Annotated in this window: 11 protein-coding genes; 10 read left to right on the forward strand and 1 reads right to left on the reverse strand. The window is 58.2% G+C overall.

Going from position 1 to position 18,998, the window contains the following annotated elements; all coding sequences use genetic code 11:
• Window positions 1-265 precede the first annotated feature (265 nt).
• A complete protein-coding gene (locus tag P3T17_RS36935; RefSeq protein ID WP_083611626.1) occupies window positions 266-5,824 on the forward strand; it encodes a trifunctional serine/threonine-protein kinase/ATP-binding protein/sensor histidine kinase in 5,559 nt (1,852 codons plus the stop codon).
• Between the two features lie 84 nt (window positions 5,825-5,908).
• On the forward strand, window positions 5,909-6,589 hold the full coding sequence (locus P3T17_RS36940) for a response regulator transcription factor (RefSeq protein ID WP_074267538.1): 681 nt from the start codon (window positions 5,909-5,911) through the stop codon (window positions 6,587-6,589).
• A 49-nt stretch (window positions 6,590-6,638) separates the two neighbouring features.
• Here P3T17_RS36940 and P3T17_RS36945 read toward each other — a convergent pair whose 3' ends face one another.
• Window positions 6,639-7,064, reverse strand: coding sequence for a response regulator transcription factor (locus P3T17_RS36945; RefSeq protein WP_429411890.1), 426 nt, complete (start codon window positions 7,062-7,064; stop codon window positions 6,639-6,641).
• 580 nt (window positions 7,065-7,644) lie between these two features.
• Between P3T17_RS36945 and P3T17_RS36950 the strand changes: the two genes are divergently transcribed.
• From P3T17_RS36950 to P3T17_RS36985, 8 genes are all read left to right on the forward strand, one after another.
• Window positions 7,645-8,034 carry a DUF3331 domain-containing protein gene (locus P3T17_RS36950; RefSeq protein ID WP_083640394.1) on the forward strand — a complete coding sequence of 130 codons (390 nt, stop codon included), beginning with the start codon at window positions 7,645-7,647 and terminating at the stop codon, window positions 8,032-8,034.
• A gap of 100 nt (window positions 8,035-8,134) precedes the next feature.
• Window positions 8,135-8,341 carry a hypothetical protein gene (locus tag P3T17_RS36955; RefSeq protein WP_074296368.1) on the forward strand — a complete coding sequence of 69 codons (207 nt, stop codon included), beginning with the start codon at window positions 8,135-8,137 and terminating at the stop codon, window positions 8,339-8,341.
• A gap of 1,326 nt (window positions 8,342-9,667) precedes the next feature.
• Window positions 9,668-10,852 carry an efflux RND transporter periplasmic adaptor subunit gene (locus P3T17_RS36960; protein ID WP_074267542.1) on the forward strand — a complete coding sequence of 395 codons (1,185 nt, stop codon included), beginning with the start codon at window positions 9,668-9,670 and terminating at the stop codon, window positions 10,850-10,852.
• 22 nt (window positions 10,853-10,874) lie between these two features.
• Entirely contained in the window at window positions 10,875-14,060 is a 3,186-nt protein-coding gene (locus tag P3T17_RS36965) for an efflux RND transporter permease subunit (RefSeq protein ID WP_074267543.1), read from the forward strand.
• A gap of 1 nt (window position 14,061) precedes the next feature.
• Window positions 14,062-15,531: an efflux transporter outer membrane subunit gene (locus P3T17_RS36970; protein ID WP_429411892.1), complete on the forward strand. Its 1,470-nt coding sequence runs from the start codon at window positions 14,062-14,064 to the stop codon at window positions 15,529-15,531.
• A 777-nt stretch (window positions 15,532-16,308) separates the two neighbouring features.
• Window positions 16,309-17,028 carry an SDR family oxidoreductase gene (locus P3T17_RS36975; RefSeq protein ID WP_074267545.1) on the forward strand — a complete coding sequence of 240 codons (720 nt, stop codon included), beginning with the start codon at window positions 16,309-16,311 and terminating at the stop codon, window positions 17,026-17,028.
• Window positions 17,029-17,387: 359 nt separating this feature from the next.
• A complete protein-coding gene (locus P3T17_RS36980) occupies window positions 17,388-17,711 on the forward strand; it encodes an NIPSNAP family protein (protein WP_074267546.1) in 324 nt (107 codons plus the stop codon).
• A gap of 303 nt (window positions 17,712-18,014) precedes the next feature.
• A complete protein-coding gene (locus tag P3T17_RS36985; protein WP_074296366.1) occupies window positions 18,015-18,800 on the forward strand; it encodes an SDR family NAD(P)-dependent oxidoreductase in 786 nt (261 codons plus the stop codon).
• Window positions 18,801-18,998 lie beyond the last annotated feature (198 nt).

Below are 18,998 nucleotides of genomic sequence, written 5' to 3' on the forward strand. Positions count from 1 at the left end.
CTATACCTCAAAAGCATAGCATCAATTTTTAAATAGTATTTTTGTTGCTTTTGTCATCCGGTTACCCTAGTGCAGATCAGAAATTTTCCACAGAAATCTACCATCGTCGACGTCGAACCCGCGCGTCGATTGGGCTATGCACCTCCCTGGGTGATTGGCCCCCTCACGATGCTCACACTGGTTTCTCTGTGCCTGTGTTTCGGGCACTAAGGGAAAACGCAACGTACCGGTGTAGGCAAGTCGCTGGCGTCACAAAGGAGAGGGTGTGGCCATCGCGAACTGTCAGATCCTTGAGCGGGTCTGCGCGACAGCGGGCTCCGACCTCTTCCGTGGACGCTCCGCGGATGGGTCGACGGTACTGTTGAAGTTGCCTGCGGAAAACGCCGACCCAGTCCAATTCGCTCTGCTGAAACGCGAACACCTCCTGCTGCAATCTTTAAACGTCGCGGGGATTGCGAAACCGCTCACGTTAATCGATGAGCGAATCGGCCCGGTGCTGGTGCTCGAAGACTTCGCCGGCGAGTCGCTCGAAGCCGTTTTGGGTCGTGCGCCGCGAATGGACCTGCCTGTTTGCCTGCGTATCGGCCGTCATCTGGCGGATACGTTCGCGGGTATCGATGCCGCGCAGGTTATCCACCGCGATATCCGACCCGCCAATCTCCTCGTCGAGCCTGGCACTGGCCGGGTTCTACTGGTGGATTTCAGTATGGCGACGGCAAAGGAAGCCAGCACCGTCCCGACGAGGGAGGTCACCGCCCCCGCTGGAGATTGGGCTTACGTGTCCCCCGAGCAAACGGGCCGCATGAATCGTCCGGTTGATTATCGGACCGACTGCTATTCGATGGGTGTAATGCTCTATCGGATGCTGACCGGCCAGCTGCCATTTCAGGCGAACGACCCGCTGGAATGGACGCATTGCCATATCGCCCGTATGCCGATACCACCGACGGGGATCACGCCCGAGGTGCCACAGCCGGTGTCGGATATCGTGATGAAGATGCTGGCCAAGCTACCAGAAGACCGCTACCAAAGCGCGCAAGGCCTGAAGGCCGATCTCGATCGGTGTCTGGTGCAATGGCGGACCTCGGGTCAGATCGAGCCGTTCCCGCTCGGCAGGGAAGATATCCCGGTACGTTTCCATGCCCCGCACAAGCTCTACGGGCGGCGCCACGAAGCAGCGAGGCTGCTAGGCGCCTTCGAGCGGACGGCGGCCACCGGCGAGGCCATGCTGGCGATCGTCTCCGGGTACTCCGGCATCGGCAAGTCGACGCTGGTCGAGGCGTTGCGCAGGCCGATTGTGGCGAACCGTGGTTACTTCATTTCGGGCAAGTTCGATCAGGGCCAGCGCTATTTTCCTTATGCTGCCATCATCAAGGCGTTTCGCGAACTGGTGCAACAACTACTGGCGGAAAGCGAAGCGCGCGTCGCCGGCTGGCGGCAACGGATCCAGGCCGCGGTCGGCACCAATGGCCAGCTTATTGTCGATGTGCTGCCCCAGGTCGAGTTGATTATCGGCGCGCAATTGCCGGTGTCGGCGTTGCCGCCGACCAAGGCACAAAACCGGTTCCGCGTGGTGTTCCGGCAATTCGTCATGGGGTTCGCGAGCGAGGCACATCCTCTGGTTCTCTTCCTGGACGATCTGCAGTGGATCGATCCGGCTAGCCTGACGCTCGTCGAGGACCTGATCACACACCCGGACACACGCTATCTGCTGCTAGTGGGTGCTTTTCGTGATAACGAAGTGAGTGCCACGCACCCGTTGATGACGAGCGTCGAGAGGATCCGCCAGAATGGCACATCGGTGAACGAGCTTCAGCTCGCGCCGCTGTCGGTCGTGGATCTGAACCGGCTGGTGGCCGACACGCTCCGTGCACCATCTGCTGCCGCCTGCGAACCGCTCACGCGGCTTGTTCGCGAGCGCACAGGGGGCAATCCGTTCTTCTTTATCCAGTTCCTGGATGTGCTGCACCAGGAGGGGTTGCTGCGGCACGATGCGCAACACCGGGCCTGGCGGTGGAACCTGGATCAGATCAGGGCTAAAAATTTTGCCGGCAACGCCGTCGACCTGACGGTGGGTAAGTTGCGACAATTGAGGGTCGCGGCACAGGAAACCTTGCGACTGGCGGCATGCCTCGGCAACACTTTCGACCTTCGCCATGTCGCGCTGGTCAGCGGCAATTTGGCGTTCGCTGCATGGCAAGGCGTGAGGGAGGTCAAGGTCGAGGTCGAGCAAGCCCTCGCGGCCGCGGCGCGCGAAAATCTGATTGTGCTTGCCGACGGCACCGGCAAGTTCCTGCATGATCGGATCCAGCAGGCCGCCTACGCGCTGATTCCCGACGCGGAGCGCGCCGGCGTCCACCTAAGCATCGGTCGCGTGCTGCTGGCCAACCTGACTGCAGACGAACTTGCAGAGCATGTGTTCGATGTCGCGAACCAGTTCAATCGGGGCGCAACCCTGCTCACCGGGCATGATGAGAAAGTGCAGATCGCGGCGCTCGACCTGAGTGCCGGGCGCCGGGCTAAGTCCTCGGCAGCTTATGCGTCTGCGTGCGTGTACCTGGCGGCCGGCATGGACCTGCTCGACGACGGCAACTGGGTCAGCCACCGTGACCTGATGTTCAGTCTGCGGCTCGAACGCGCGGAGTGTGAGTATCTGACAGGTCGCGCCGACAAGGCTGAGCAACTCATCGAGGAGCTATTGCGGCGATGCGTGTCGAGAGTCGATCATGCGGCCGTCTGCCATATGAAGGTGCGGCTGCATATCGTCAAGTCGGAGAACCGGCAGGCCGTCGACAGCGTGCTCACCTGCCTGCGCCTGTTCGGCATCGATCTCCCGGCGCACCCGTCTCAGGAACAGGTCGAGGCCGAATACGAAGCGGTCTGGCGCAACCTGGCGGGTCGCCCGGTCGAGAGCTTAATAGACGTGCCGCTGATGACCGATCCGGAACTGCAGGTCGCGATGCGTCTTCTCTCGACCCTGTATGAATCCGCCTACTTTATCGATTTCCAGTTGTTGTGCCTGCACCTGTGCCGCATGGTGAACATCAGCCTGCTGCACGGCTCGAGTGGTGCGTCCGCGTACGCCTGCTTCGGGTTTATCCTTGGCCCGGTGTTTCGCCGCTACCGCGACGGTTACCGTTTCGCCAGGCTTGCATGCGACCTGGTCGGCGAGGGCGGTTTCCCTGTCGATAAGGCATTAGTCTATATCGCAACGGGACACGTTGCTTTCTGGACCCAGCCGATCGAAACCGTGATTGACTTCCATCGGGCAGCGTTTCGCACCGCGACCGAGACGGGCGATCTGACGACGGCTTGCTACAGTGCGTTCCATTGCACCAGCGACCTTCTACTGCGGGGCGATCCGCTCGAAACGGTCTGGCGCGAGTCGCAGCGGAGCCTCGACTTCGTGCGCAAGGCCGGGTACCTCGACGCGGCGGACGCCATAGTGTGCAACCAACGCTTCATTGCGACCATGCAGGGTCATACCGCGAAATTATCCACGTTTAGCGACTCGCAGTTCGACGAAGCGGCGTTTGAGGCGCAACTGACGGACGACCGGATGAGCTCGATGGTCTGCACGTACTGGATCTTCAAACTGCACGCGAGATTTCTGGCAGGCGACTACGTAGCGGCCCTCGACGCCGCCCAACGGGCGCAACCGCAATTGTGGGTCCTGGTCGGCCTCTTTCAGTCACTTGACTATTTTTACTACACGGCGCTGACGTTGGCTGCACTCTATGAGAACGGGTCCGCTGGCGAGCAGGTCGCGTGGCACGCCCTCCTCGACGAGCACCGGGAGCAATTGCGCGAGTGGGCTGACACCTATCCGCCTACGTTCGCGGACAAGCACGCCTTGGTGTCGGCTGAGATCGCCCGGATCGAAGGGCGGAACCTCGATGCGATGTGTCTGTACGAAGTGGCCATTCAAGCGGCCAGCGATCAAGGGTTTGTCCAAAACGAAGGCATCGCTCATGAACTGGCCGCCGGATTTTGCCGTGCCCGCGGATGGGCGAGCGCCGGCCGCGCCCATCTGAACGAAGCGCGCAGCTGTTTTGAGCGCTGGGGCGCACACGGCAAAGTCAGGCAGCTCGACGCGCGCATATCGCCAATACGCGAAGTAGCAACGTCTCGGCTCGCCACGCCTGTTGGCAATGTGGTGCAACTCGATCTGCTGTCGGTCGCCAAAGCCTCGCAGGCCATATCTAGCCATATCGTGCTTGACGATCTTGTCGACACGCTAATGCACATCCTGCTCGAAAGTGCCGGCGCGCAAACCGGCCGGCTGTTGCTAGCCCACAATGCCAGCTTGGCACTCGTGGCCGAAGCGAGCCTCGCGCAGCAGACCGTTCACGTCCGGCGGCACTTGGGCGACGTGTCGCACGGCTCGGCCCCGCCGGAGTCAGCCGCGCGCGAAGCGGCGTTGCCGGACTCCATCGTCAACTATGTCCAGCGCTGCCAGGAGCGGGTGCTGCTGGATGATGCGACGCAAGCGAACCCCTTTTCGGCAGACGAATACCTTACCCGCCGCCAACCGAAGTCCGTGTTGTGTCTGCCTCTCATGCGCCGTTCCGAATTGATCGGCTTGCTGTATCTGGAGAACAACCTGGCCATCCAGGCGTTCACGCCTGAGCGCATAACCGTCCTCGAATTGCTGGCCTCGCAGGCCGCGATTACCCTCGAGAACGCTCGTCTGTACCGCGATCTGGCGGAACGCGAAGCAAGGATCCGACGTCTCGTCGAGGCCAACATTGTGGGTATTTTCACTTTCCATCTCGATGGCCAGATTCTCGAGGCCAATGAAGCGTTTCTCCGGATCGTGGGATACGACCGCGAGGACCTCGAGTCGGGACGGATGTGCTGGACCGACATGACCCCACCCGAGTGGCTCGAGCGCGACAACCAGCGAATCGCGGAGCTCACGACGACAGGGACATTACAGCCCTTTGAGAAGGAATATTTCAGAAAGGATGGCAGCCGTGCGCCCGTGCTGATCGGCGTGGCGACGTTCGAAGTAGGGCAGCACCAAGGTGTCGGTTTCGCACTTGATTTGACCGTGTGCAAGCGGGCGGAAGCCGAAGTGCGGGAGAGCGAGGAGCGCTACCGTGAAGTGCAGATGGCGCTCGCGCACTCTAACCGGGCCGCGACGATGGGGCAGCTCACAGCCTCGATTGCCCATGAGGTCAGGCAGCCGATCACTGCGGTAGCGACCTATGCTTCGGCCGCCTCGCGCTGGCTGGACGCGAGGCCCGCTAACCTTAATGAGGTCAGGCAGGCGCTCGATGGCATCGTCTATGAGGCAACACGCGCTGGCGGCATCATTAGCGGGATTCGCGACCTGGTCAGAAAAGCGCCTCCACGCAAGGACCGAGTAGACATTAACGAGGCGGTCGTCGAGGTGATCGAACTGACGCGGGGCGAAGCGGCGAAGTACGACGTCTCAGTGCTGACGGCACTCGGCGATGCCTTGCCTCTCGTCCTGGGTGATCGCGTTCAGTTGCAACAGGTGATGCTCAACCTGATCGTCAACGCCCTTGAGGCGATGGGCTCAACGAGCACGGGTCCCCGTGAGCTACTGATCAGCACAACTGCAGATTTATCGGATGGCGTGTCTATCGTCGTGCGGGATTCTGGTCCGGGGCTCCCTCCAGATGAGTTCAGTCGCGTCTTCGATCCGTTCTACACGACGAAGGAGAATGGCCTAGGCATGGGCCTGTCGATCTGCCGTTCAATCGTCGAGACGCACGGGGGGCGGTTGTGGGCTTGCAAGAATGAACCGCGAGGGGCTGTCTTTCAGTTCACGTTGCCTGCTGGGGGGGGAGAGTAGAAGTGGTACCTGCTTCGCTCGGGGGCGTAGAATAATTGCATGCCAACGGGACGCGGCCGCGTTCCGGTTTCGCGAGGTGGCCGAATGACTACTGGAACGAACTCCCGTAAAACAGCCGAAACCGCAGCAACCGAAGGCTCCGTCGTCTACATCGTCGATGATGACAAGGGAATCCGGCTTTCCCTTAGCACCCTTATGCGCTCAGTCGGCCTGCGGGTCGAAGCGTTCGAATCCCCGGACGAATTTCTACGGTGCCCGCCTGCCGCCGGACCAAGTTGCCTCATCCTCGACGTGCGACTCCGCGGAAAGAGCGGCATGGCGATTCACGAAGATATCGTGAATCGCGGCATGCGTATTCCCGTTGTATTCATGACCGGTCACGGAGACATCGAGATGGGCGTGAAGGCAATGAAGGCCGGCGCGCAGGACTTCTTTGCGAAACCGTTTAAGGACCAGGACATGCTCGACGCCGTTGCTCAGGCTCTGGCGCGAGACAACGAGCGGCTTGCGGCAGAAGCCGCGCTGGCCGATCTGCGTGCGTTATACCAGTCCCTTTCGCCGCGCGAGAAAGAAGTGATGGGCTTTGTGCTTTCCGGTCTTCTGAACAAGCAGATTGCCTATGAGATGAACCTGAGTGCGATCACGGTTAAGGTTCACCGTGGACACGTCATGCGTAAAATGAACGCGTGCTCGATGCCGGATCTGGTCCGCAAGGCCGAATCGCTCGGTATAGGGCCCTCTCTGCCTCGCGGCGATCATCATTGAGCGTCATCGTGTCAGGTAATTCGGACTTCTTCTCAGCGCCGTTCCATCGCTAAGGACTACAAAGTGCTACCGAGAGCCAGTGAGTCAAAGTGGCTGTGTCATAAGGTTTCGGCAGCAACACGAGTGCGCCGGCACTCACGACTTGCGCCCGTAGAGGTGAGCTCGGACAGGCGGTGATAAATATGGTCGGTGGATTATGCCCCTGAGCACGAAGGTGCTTATACATCTCGATACCGGACATTCCTGGCATCAAAACATCGGAAATCAGGCAGGCGGTGTGAGCAGCCTCCCCTGACGAAAAAAATTCCTCCGCCGACTTATACATGCGCACCTGCCAACCCAGCGACCGGATCAGGCTGTCCAGGGCATGACGAACCGCTTGGTCATCATCGACAATCGAAACAACAGGCGAAATTTGCAAAATGCCCTCTCGACCTCTCGTTTTAAGGGACGGCGTGAGGCCGGTGCAGTCCATCTCTTTTTCATCTGCAGATTAGCTTATAACCATGTGCGGCGACATGATACGAACGTATATGCGAATCGAACCAACTCTGCGGCAGTCTCGTCTTTGCGCAGATCGGCGCCGCGCATGAAGCTTCCTTGCCGCGCTTATACCCTCGTATATGCGACTTACCTCAATGCGGCGTCAGAATATCCTACCGGGGAATAGATTCGCTCTTCCGCAAGAGCTACTCTTCTCACATTGAGGCCACACACCGTTACGACAGCGCAAAGCGTGCGGCGCGGCTTGGGCCAACATTGCTGCGGAACTGCCGCCCACCCCGTTTGAGCGTTTAACTTCTTCGAAGAGTCATCTCAATATGTGTCCAGTAGCCGTAAGTTAGTGGTCATTCGACCGTACTGCTAAATTTGATTGATCTTCACTCGTCGCTAAAGAGAGGAACGCGATGTTGAACGCTGAGTGCGATTCGCCCCTTGAGACATTCTTAAACAATGATTCTTACCATGCGTCTATTGGCCCCATGCTGCTAACGGCCGACCTCCTATCATCGCATCGGCCAGCCGGTCATACTTCAGCGGACCCTTGGACTTCGATGCTCGCAACCATCCGTGAGTTTTCTTCACCGCCAGATCCGAAGCGACAGCCTCCGCATTTGTCTAGGCGTTCCTGGTCCGATGGCGGCCAGCGCCTTCCACGCAAGAGCGACCGCGGGGAAGTGCGGCCTTATACGGTAAGGGTTGTGGAGGCATTGTCCAATTCGCGCTTCTCCCTGTGCTGGCACGATCCGACGCTTTGCAACTACGAGGAGCAGGTCTGGGTGCCGTGCCGCGCTCGCTCGTCCGGGCGTTGTGCCTTGTCTGGCAAACGTATTGGCCGCGGCGATTGCGTCTATCGACCCCGAGGCCGCGGACCATCGAGGCCACTCAACGGCGACGCCATGATTCTGGCCAGCGAGCTGGCCACGCACCGCGCAATCGCTTGAGACGCTGTGGGGAGGGGCGATTCGCGCTTACTGGTGAAGCATTGCCAGGGTGTTGCCACTGCAGTCGTGTGCTCCAATATCAGGCCGCACGAGGTTTAGCATGAAGCTAGAGTCCGCCAAGTTTTTGCAACTGCGCCGTCTCGCTCCCGTTCTCGATGACGTATTAAGCGCGGGCGAGGTTGAGTACGCGGAGCAGGCCTTGGGACTTGCTTCACTCGCCCAGCTGTGTTTACAGTTGTTCGACGCGTACCAGCGCCAATACCCAGACGAGATCGCGCAAGCGCGGCTTGACGCTCTCCATCTGTAGTAGCGCGTCAGCGCGAGAGAGGCAGCCTACGTGGTCATTCCTTTGTGTGACCGTGCTTGCGTTCGCCTTGAGATTGGCAGACTTATTATCTCCACTTGTTCGTCGTATGAAGGACCGGACACTAACTTCGGTACGCGGTCAGTTCACCAATCCCTTCCTGCATTGCCGTTACCACACCGACGCAAAAAGAAGCGGCCTCTTCGCGCCGAGGCATTCCAGGCGTGGGAAAGCGTGACGCGCGCTCCGGTGCTGTAGCGATACTCTGATTAGAGTCGGCGTCTTTATACACAGTGTGTTCGAGAGCGTGCCGTTCGATAACGTGACAATGCCAGGGGTTGACCGACGGCGCGTCTTTGGAGGGTGTGCCGTTCCGTTTCCATTCAGAGGAAGGCATGGGAATACCAGATGCTCTTCGGATAGAACTGCGGGAGCGACTGTGGCAACTAGCGTAGTGACGGAATTTCGGAAAGGGCAACGATCGTGACAGACCCAAAATTGACGTGAGACGTTTCTTTGCTCGCCTGCGCGAAATGTCGAAATTGAACCTCGAAAAAGTCACGTTCGAGGTTAGCTATGCCATACCGTTATTAAAGACATGACGAAACGGGGGTCCTAATTTGATGCAAGAAGAACGAGAATGATTAGACACCGTATTTGATTCGGCTCTAGCAATATAGGATCCTTTATGTTCTCGGTTGTTGGAGTCGTCAACTAGGTAAGAGGCGGTGGCGCCCGATCGACTCTAGTGAACGGATGTGACGTTCGCGCTGTTATTCTAAATCCCGAGAAGGTGTCTTCGTTGGTGCCAGGTGTGATGACGCGAATACCATTCGCAGCGAATGCCGTATCGATGTTGAAGATCGCAATGATAAACGTCGTGGCGTATCGGAAGTGACTCTTCAGCCAGAGACTGTACAGAAACATTGAGCGGTTCGCCAGACGACAGGCGAGCGTAGCTTTCGTGTCGGTCGTCCGTCTTTATTTTGATTTCGCACGAGATGCACATGGGCTTGTGACGCGCATCGGCGCTGCCATGACGAAACTGCATCTGAAAGATGCCATCTTTGCTGTCGGAAAAGCGGACTTGCTGGGCCAGAATGCGTGTGATGTCGTGATGGCATTCAATCGCTTTTTTTTACTTCGATGTGAGCGAAAAACTTTACACGCATCAGGTACAGGACGGGGTGACCGGGGCGCAGCGGGGCAGTGTCTCAGGAACCGAGGATCAGGCAAACGAAGTAGCGATACTTTCAAATCGACGAGGGTCAAGTAATGTCTCAACCAACGACACAATTCTTTAAACGAAAGCGAATCGTACTCCAGATAATGACGCTGGCGGTCGTCGTGGGCAGTAGTCTGCTGCTTAAAACGCATGCATCCGCTTCGGCCGATTCGGTGAACGCCGCGCCAGCACCTCAGGTGACAGTAGCGCAGGCCCGTACGTTTCAGGTGGATGACCGTCAGGTATTCACCGGCAGATTACAGGCCGTCGACACGATTGACGTACGACCACGAGTGAGCGGATACGTGGATGAGGTGCTGTTCAAGGAGGGCACCCGGGTACACAAGGGCGACGTACTGTTCCGGATCGATCCGCGACCTTATCGCGCCGAGGTAGACCGTCTGACAGCGGAACTCGCGCAAGCTCAGGCGGAGGCGGTGCAAGCCCGGTCCGATTCGGATCGAGGTAAGCGATTGCTGATGCAGAGTGCCATTTCGCGCGAAGCGTCGGAGCAACTTGACACCGCGGCAAGCACATCGCATTCGAAGGCGCTTGCGACCGGCGCCCAGCTCGACGCGGCGCAACTGAATCTCAGCTTCACAGACGTGCGTGCGCCGATCGACGGGAAGGTCAGCTATGCGATGATCACTGCCGGCAACCTGGTCACGCCAGATGCGGTCCTGACCCGCGTCGTCAGCGTCGACCCCATCTACGGATATTTCGACGTCGACGAACAGAGCTACCTTACGCTCCAGCATTTTCGCGATGACGGTCATAGCGTGCCCGAAGTTGCAATGGCCCTCGCGGACGAGCACGACTTCACGCACGTCGGTCATCTGGATTTCGTTGACAATCAACTCGACTCTGGTTCGGGAACCATTCGCCTTCGAGCTGTATTTCCCAACGCGCAAGGTGCGTACACGCCAGGACTCTATGCACAGATCCGCCTTCAGGAGAGCCATCCGGTGCCGCGCATCCTCCTGAGGGACACGGCAGTGGGAACTGATCTGGGGGATCAGTTTGTTTACGTGGTCGGGCCAGATAGCAAGATCATCTACCGCAAGGTGTCGACAGGTCCGGTCTTTGCCGGCTTGCGCGTCGTCGAAAGCGGTATTCAGCCAGGCGAGCGGGTGGTCGTTGATGGCCTGCAACATGTTCAACCGGGCATGGTGGTACTGCCGATCACCGTCTCAATGGATGCGCAGCTCAACGACCGCCAAAAGGCTGAGCTCGCAAGTGTAACCAGACCGGTTGCCGGATCTGGCACAACCGCACTGGCTGCACGATAGCCGCTTCATCGAGACTCAAGTCATGAAAGGTATAGCTAATTATTTTATCGACCGACCGATCTTCGCTGGTGTTTTGTCGGTTCTGTTCGTGATCGCTGGTGCCATTGCGCTAGTGATGCTGCCAGTCAGTCAATATCCGGACATCGTACCGCCGACTGTTGTCGTGCAGGCGAACTACCCGGGGGCAAGTCCCGAGACGATTGTGCAGACCGTGGCCACACCTCTTGAGGAGCAGATCAACGGCGTCGAACACATGCTGTACACATCGTCGCAGGCGACGAGTGACGGACGGCTTGCGCTGACAGTTACCTTCGCACTCGGCACCAACCTCGATACGGCGCAGGTTCAAGTGCAGAACCGGGTGGCGCAGGTGTTATCGCGCCTGCCCGATGAGGTTCAGCGCCTCGGCGTGACGACCCAGAAGAGTTCGCCGGAGGTCACACTGGTAGTGCATCTGGTGTCGACGAACCATCGCTATGATGGTCTCTATCTCTCGAACTACGCCCGCACACACATTCGCGATGAATTGTCTCGTCTCGATGGCGTCGGTGACGTGCAGATCTTCGGTGCGGGTGAATACAGCATGCGCGTGTGGCTGGATCCGCAACGTATGGCACAACGCGGACTGACGGCACCTGACGTTATAAAGGCGATTCGGGAACAGAACGTTGAGGTGGCAGCAGGCACGCTTGGCGCTCCCCCGATGCATACGGACGACGCATTTCAATTGAATGTGAATACTCAGGGGCGTCTCGTTTCCGAAGACCAGTTCCGCCGAATTATTTTGCGCAGCAGTGGCGACACGGGTGTCGTGCATCTTGGCGATGTCGCGCGCGTCGAACTCGGCGCGGACCTGTACGCGCAGCGTAGCCTGCTGAACAACGATCCGGCTGTTGGTATTGTGTTGTTCCAGCGCCCAGGCAGCAACGCGATCCAGACGTCGAACGAGGTCATGACGACAATGAAACGCCTGAAGGCGAATTTTCCGGAGGGTCTGGACTTTCGAATCATCCGCGACGATACGCAGTTCGAGCGGGCGTCCATCGAAGCGGTCGTTCATACGCTTTTCGATGCAATTGCGCTTGTGGTGCTGGTCGTTATTCTTTTCCTGCAGACGTGGCGTGCATCGATCATTCCACTTATTGCGGTGCCCGTGTCGCTGATCGGCACGTTCGCTGTTATGGATGCAGTCGGCTTCTCGCTCAATACGCTGTCGTTGTTCGGGCTCGTGCTGGCGATCGGAATTGTTGTCGACGACGCAATCGTCGTGGTTGAAAACGTTGAGCGGCATATCGAGCTGGGACAGAGTCCGAAGGAGGCGAGCCGACGTGCGATGCGGGAAGTCACTAGCCCAATCGTTGCCACGGCACTGGTACTGTGTGCAGTGTTCATACCGGCTGCTTTTATCAGTGGGCTCACCGGCGCGTTCTATCGCCAGTTCGCGCTAACGATCGCAATCTCGACGGTGATCTCCGCGTTCAACTCCCTGACGCTGAGCCCGGCGCTTGCCGCAATACTGCTCAAGTCTCACGACGCGCCTAAAGATGCGCTGACAGTATGGATCGACCGCCTGTTCGGCTGGTTATTCAGACCCTTCAACCGGCTGTTCGTGACTGGCGCGGGTCGTTACGTCGGCGGTGTGAGTCGGGTGTTGGGCCGTTCGTCGGTTGCGCTTGTGGTGTATGGCGGTCTGATTGTGCTCGCGGCGGTCGGCTTTATGCGAGTACCGACTGGTTTCGTGCCGACGCTCGACAAGCAACTCATTCTCGCATTTGTCCAGTTACCGAGCGGCGCGTCACTCGACCGCACGGAAGGCGTCGTGCGCGAGATGACTGACATCGCAGCTCATCAGCCTGGCGTCTGGCGCTCCGCGTCATTTCCGGGTCTGTCGATCAATGGCCTCACGAATAGCAGCGATTCGGGTGTGATCTTCCTTCTTCTCAAGCCGTTTGAGGAACGGAGGGATCCGTCGCTGTCGGCCGACGCGATCATTGCTGCGTTGAACAAGAAGTATGCGGCTATCTCTGGCGCCAGCATTGGCGTCGTGCCCGCGCCGCCGGTGGACGGCATGGGCGAGACGGGCGGGTTCCGGATGCAGATTGAAGACCGTGCTGGCTATGGTTCGATGGAAATGCAACGCCAGATTGATAAACTCATTGCGCTAGGCGCGAAAGAGCCCGCATTGAGCCCGCTCTATTCGAGCTTCGACGCACGCGTACCGCAAGTCCGCGTGGACATAGACCGCGAGAAGGCGAAGCTTGAGGGTCTCGACATGACCGACGTCGCCGACACGCTTCAGGCGTTCACGGGCACCTTCTACGTGAATGACTTTAACCGCTTCGGTCGCACGTACCAGGTGAATCTCTCCGCTGAACCGGACTTCAGGCGCACGCTTGACAACATCGGGCAACTGAAGGTCCGTAACTCTTCGGGGGTCATGGTGCCACTAGGCTCGTTCGTGTCAGTGCAGCGCACCGTCGGGACGGAGCGTTCGATGCACTACAACGGTTATCCCACGGCGGAAATCAACGGCGGCGCCGCGCCGGGTTACAGCACCGGACAGGCACAGGAAGCGATGGAGCGCATTGCGCGCGAGAATCTGCCGAGAGGGATGACGTTCGAATGGACCGATCTGACGTACCAGCAGATCCTTGCGGGTAATACGGCTGTACTCGTATTTCCTTTGTCCGTGCTGCTGGTGTTCCTCGTGCTCGCCTCCCTGTATGAGAGTGTTTCGCTCCCGCTGGCGGTCATCCTGATTGTACCGATGGTACTTTTGTCAGCTATTGGTGGCGTGTGGCTCACACATGGCGACAACAATATATTCACGCAGATCGGTTTGATCGTGCTGGTAGGCCTCGCGTGCAAGAACGCAATTCTTATCGTGGAATTTGCACGCGACGCACAAGGACGCGGTATGGATCGCAAGCAGGCAGTCCTTCAGGCAGCGCACCTGCGTCTGAGGCCGATCCTGATGACATCGGTGGCATTCATCATGGGTGTTGTTCCACTGGTGTTGGCTCACGGCGCGGGGGCGGAGATGCGACACGCGATCGGTGTGGCGGTGTTCGCTGGGATGTTAGGCGTGACGGCGTTCGGATTGGTGTACACGCCTCTTTTCTATGTGTTGGTACGCGGGTTCGTGGAACGGCGTGAGGCGCGCCGCAGTAAGGCTATCCAAAGCGCGCCGGTTCTCGGGGAGCACTGAAATGAATAGGCTGAATCCTTTCTCGGCTGTTGCAGCAATCCTGTCTGCGCTGGCGCTCGCTGGGTGCGTGTCCGTCGGGCCCGATTACCACGCCGCCGCCCCAGCGGTACCGAAGCTGCTCAACGTCGATCCGATGCGTGAGAACAACGGGAGCTTCCAGGCACAATGGTGGAAGCAGTTTGGAGATCCGACGCTTGATGCCCTTATACAGATGGCGGCGCTCGATAACCTCGATCTACGCGTTGCACAGGCACGCCTCCGTGAGTCGCGGGCCTTCGTAAGCGGCGCGGAGTCGGCGGAGATTCCAACCGTTTCGGCTGGGACCAGTTTTGCGCGCACCTATGGTCAGTATCCGGGAATAACCACGGACCAGGTTAGCTACGACGAGTATCGCGCTGGGTTCGATGCCAGTTGGGAACTTGATCTGTTCGGTGGCATCCGACGCGAAGTGGAATCGTCGAAGGATGAACGCGATGCACGGCGGGCGGCATTGCGCGGCGCCCAGGTTTCCGTCATTGGCGAAGTGGCCCGTAATTACTTCATGATGCGCGGTTCACAGGCACGAATCGCCATTGTCCAGAACGACATCAAGACGCTCCAGGAGACGCTGCGTCTCGTGCAGGCGCAGGCGAATGTTGGCACGGGCTCGGAGCAGGATGTCGCAAGCGCGGGCGCTCGGTTGAGTGCAGTGGAGGCGCAGTTGCCCAATCTCAGGATAGACGAGCAGACCGCACAGTTCCGGCTTGCGGTGCTGCTTGGCAAGCGCCCCGGCGAACTTGACGTCGATTTGTCGCCGCGCACTTCCGAGCCAATCGCCGTGAGCCTACCCATGGGGTCAATAGGCGATGTGCTTGCGCGTCGACCTGACGTGCAGGAAGCGGAGCGTCGACTGGCGGCATCGACCGCGCGTATCGGCGTTGCGGAGGCCGACTTCTATCCGCATGTTTCACTGGTCGGATTTCTCGGCTTTCTCTCGAGCCAGGGCACGGATTTCTTGACGGCGGGTTCGCAGGCATGGTCGATCATGCCGGGTATTACCTGGGATGGTTTGAATGTACAGCGCGTGCGTGCAAACCTTCATGCGGCGCAAGCCCGCTCGGACGCTGCGCAAGCCGCTTACGAGCAAAGCATTCTTCTCGCTATCGAGGACGTTGACAGCGCGCTCACGTCTTACAACGAAACTCATGCTCGGGTCGGCAAACTGATCGATCAGTTTTCGCAGAGTCACCGCGCAGCTGATCTCGCGCGCGTCCGCTACCGGGAGGGATCGACAGGTTTTCTGGAACTGCTCGATGCCGAGCGGGTAGAGCTCGCTGCGGGGGATGATCTGGCGCAGGCCGAGTCGGATATTAACGTACGCGCTGTGGCACTGTACAAGTCACTCGGCGGAGGGTGGGAAGCCTGTGGGGGTGATCGTTGCGATGCACTTGCGCTGACCCAGACCTCAACACAACCCTCTACGGCGCGCTGATCTGGCCGCCTTAACCTCAGCGGCGGTATCAACGTTGAGAGCATTCCGTACATTGATCGCCTCGTTTTCTGTGCCGGAGGTCGCTGGTTGAGACTGGCGGCCTCGATTTTTTTTGCATTTTCAGGTTTTTGCGCAAAGCTCTGCGCGCCATCCATAGATCGTTCGGCGCCTACCTGATCTCCTCGTGACAGGCCAGCGCACCGCCTTAGCATCATGCGCCTTCCGATACCCGATATCCGGCGTGCGCCGTGACAACGTGGGTTGTTGCTTCCCCGCGATTGTCGTCGCATCGCCCTCAATCTGCCAATACCTCTGAAAGATCGCTGGCAGCACCACGGAGCGTTCGAATTGCAAAGGACCTCGGGAAAGACCTGATCACGCAACTGGATTCTTCGATACGCCATGAGACGATACGATAAGCCAGTAGTCAATTACACACCTAAAGTTGCTTCGCAGGGCTCACGGGCGGATGTGATCTAAGCGAAGTACGAAGACCGAGGGAAGTGACGTCTTCTACTAGATGAAACTGGGAGGTGGTGTCAGGTTGGCCGCATACCGGCGGCTGGTACAACTCGGGACCTTTGGGGCAGATATGAACGAGCGCGGCTCCGGTTCCAGTCGGGACCAGACGATAACCCATCGGTTGTTGCCAGCCTCAAGCGAAGAGTAATGGAGCCTGACGTCACAGTGCGGAGCAATGTGGAATGGACAAATCTATTGTGATGGCAATGATTCAAAAAGTCAGACTGGAGTTTTTCTAACGTATCGGAGGAAACGGTGTCGCTTAAAGATAAACGGATTGTGATTCTCGGTGGATCGTCGGGACTCGGTTTCGCGACGGCGAAAGCAGCGGCAGATGAAGGTGCACTCGTGGTCATTGCATCTAATAGTCAGGCGCAGATAGAGCAGGCGAAGGACAAACTCCCCTCGAGTGCTGAAGGGCACGTGATCAACCTGCTGGATGAGGACAGCATCAAGTCATACTTTGAAAAGATCGGAGCATATGATCACCTCGTGTATACCGCCGGCGATCCTTTGCGAGCGGTCAATCAGAAAGACATGAGCTTTGAGGAAGCGCAAAGGTTTTTTGGAGTTCGCTACTGGGGCGCCTTTCTGGCCACAAAATACGGTGCAGGAAAAATTCGCGAGGGTGGCTCGATCGTCCTTACTTCGGGGATGACATCGCAACGCCCTCTTAAGAGCATGTCGGTGGTTTCGAGCGTCTGTGGGGCGGTTGAAGCGCTCGCGCGTGCCCTTTCAGTAGAACTGGCGCCGCTGCGGGTCAATGTAGTTTGCCCAGGAACGGTCAAGACTGAACTTTGGAATACCTTTCCCGAGGCCGCCCGTGAAGCGATATTCCAAAGTGCGGAACAGAGTCTGCTCGTTAAGCATGCCGGTGAACCTCATGAAGTCGCCGAAGCTTACCTCTATCTGATGCGAGGCGGCTTCACGACCGGTCAGGTAGTGGTAGCCGATGGAGGGTTAGCAGTAGGCTGAGGCATTGTCGCCATGTAAATGTACCGAGTGGCTTTGCGGTGACTTGCCGCTCGGCTCAGTCGAAACAGGGGGGCATCCACGGAAAAGTAGCTAACGACGATGGATGTTTGATGCATCAATCACCACAACTTACATAGGACTATTTAGGAAATGACTATTGCGAAAGATTCTGTGTAGCCCATCCGTTTGAAGCGGACGAAGTGGTGGCAGCCCATCTGTAATTGATTCGCAATGGCGGACGTCGATCGTAGACGCCGCGTTAGAGTGGAGTCAGGAAGGCGAAAATCCCTGCACTGACAGTCGTAATAAAATTAGTTATCCAAATGTGTTTTCCACATGAAGAAGGGAGGTTGATTGAGATGTTCTACGAACTGCGCACCTATATCTGTACGCCCGGTCGGCTCCACGCTGTCGCGGAACGATTCGAACATCCGGTACTGGGTATCTTTCATGAACTGGGCATCCAGACAATCGGATTCTGGACCACCGAAGCAGACAGTAAGTCCGAACTGATTTATCTGCTGAAGTGGAACAGCGAGGCCGAACGCGCCGAAAAGATGGGGGCGTTTCTGAAAGACCCACGCTGGCTGGAAGCGAAGCTGAGTTCCGAGCGTGACGGCCCGATCGTCGAATCGTTCTCGGCGAAAACATTGACGCCCACTACGTTTTCCGCGCTGCGATGAGAAAACGCGGGACGCCTCAATCCGAATCTCAGGTAACGGACATTCGAACGAAAGAGACATCCCTGAGTGAAGTCAACACGCAAGATGTGAGCTTTCTCGAGCATGAATGAGGGCTGAGCTTCGCTTACATCGTCGCTAACTGGTCCATTGGACTTTGTCTTGTTTTTGGGTTAGGTCCGCTCGCCATTACCGGCGAGCTGGCCAGCAAACACGTGGGTCTTGAGAAGGAATTACGTAGTCACCTTCGCGTCTTGGTGCCGCTTACGGCTCTGGACGCTAACGATACTTAAATGGAGATATGTTATGAACAGGCTTTCGAACAAGGTGTGTCTGGTTACCGGCGGGGGAGGAGCGATTGGACATGCGACAGCCAAGGCCTTCAAGGACGAGGGCGCAACGGTCATCATTTCGGATATCAGCGAGCGTCTGTTGGATGAATCCGCTGAAGAAATCGGGTGTTCGTCGGTGGTTCAGGATGTCACGAGCGAGGAGCAATGGACGCAGGTCATCGATGAAATCGAAAAGAAGCATGGTCGCATCGATGTTCTTGTGAACAATGCAGGCATTCTGGGGTCCACGGAGAACGTAAACCCGGAGACCACGCAGGTCGACGAATTCCGTCGCATCCAACTGGTCAACGTCGAGTCGGTGATGCTTGGGTGCCGTAGCGTAATTCCTGCAATGAAGCGTGCGGGCGGAGGGTCCATCGTCAACATCTCCTCGATTGCCGCAGTACTCGCAACGCCGTTTGAGGTCGCATATGGTGTGAGCAAAGCAGCGGTTCGCCACCTTAGTTGGTCTGTAGCGGCGCACGGCGCTCCGTTCGGCATTCGCTGCAACAGCATCATGCCGGGCCAGATTGAGACGGGTGACGGCGGCATGATGGATTCGATTTTAAAGGGTGCTGCGCGTCGTGGCGAGTTTTCGGACCCGGAAGCAGCACGAGCCACGTTCACGGCGCTCATTCCGCTCGGTGCGCTTGGGACGCCACACGACGTTGCGATGGGGGCGGTCTACCTGGCCTCAGACGAGAGCCGGTATGTCAGTTCAATTTCGCTGCAAATTAGTGGAGGCTGGCTGGTGCTGTAACGGCGGATTCCGGCGTACTGAAAGCGTTCGAAACCGGTCGGAGACGGCGGTTGTTCTGCAAAGCGCGGGGCGAACCGCCGGCAACCGGAAAAGGCACACTCCGACCGTTCCCATTCATAGTAGTGTTGTCGCGTTGGTGGCAAGTTGAGGGTGACGCGGCGACAACTGCGGGCACGAAACGGACCACGTTGCCGCGGC

The organism is Paraburkholderia sp. GAS82, from assembly GCF_050436285.1.
In the GTDB taxonomy this organism is placed as follows: domain Bacteria; phylum Pseudomonadota; class Gammaproteobacteria; order Burkholderiales; family Burkholderiaceae; genus Paraburkholderia; species Paraburkholderia phenazinium_B.

Bases quoted from the DNA above. Each gene is read 5' to 3' on its own strand.
- P3T17_RS36940 (WP_074267538.1), top strand. From the start codon at position 5,909: ATGACTACTGGAACGAACTCCCGTAAAACAGCCGAAACCGCAGCAACC.
- P3T17_RS36945 (WP_429411890.1), bottom strand. From the start codon at position 7,064: ATGGACTGCACCGGCCTCACGCCGTCCCTTAAAACGAGAGGTCGAGAG.
- P3T17_RS36950 (WP_083640394.1), top strand. From the start codon at position 7,645: ATGCTCGCAACCATCCGTGAGTTTTCTTCACCGCCAGATCCGAAGCGA.
- P3T17_RS36955 (WP_074296368.1), top strand. From the start codon at position 8,135: ATGAAGCTAGAGTCCGCCAAGTTTTTGCAACTGCGCCGTCTCGCTCCC.
- P3T17_RS36960 (WP_074267542.1), top strand. From the start codon at position 9,668: ATGACGCTGGCGGTCGTCGTGGGCAGTAGTCTGCTGCTTAAAACGCAT.
- P3T17_RS36965 (WP_074267543.1), top strand. From the start codon at position 10,875: ATGAAAGGTATAGCTAATTATTTTATCGACCGACCGATCTTCGCTGGT.
- P3T17_RS36970 (WP_429411892.1), top strand. From the start codon at position 14,062: ATGAATAGGCTGAATCCTTTCTCGGCTGTTGCAGCAATCCTGTCTGCG.
- P3T17_RS36980 (WP_074267546.1), top strand. From the start codon at position 17,388: ATGTTCTACGAACTGCGCACCTATATCTGTACGCCCGGTCGGCTCCAC.
- P3T17_RS36985 (WP_074296366.1), top strand. From the start codon at position 18,015: ATGAACAGGCTTTCGAACAAGGTGTGTCTGGTTACCGGCGGGGGAGGA.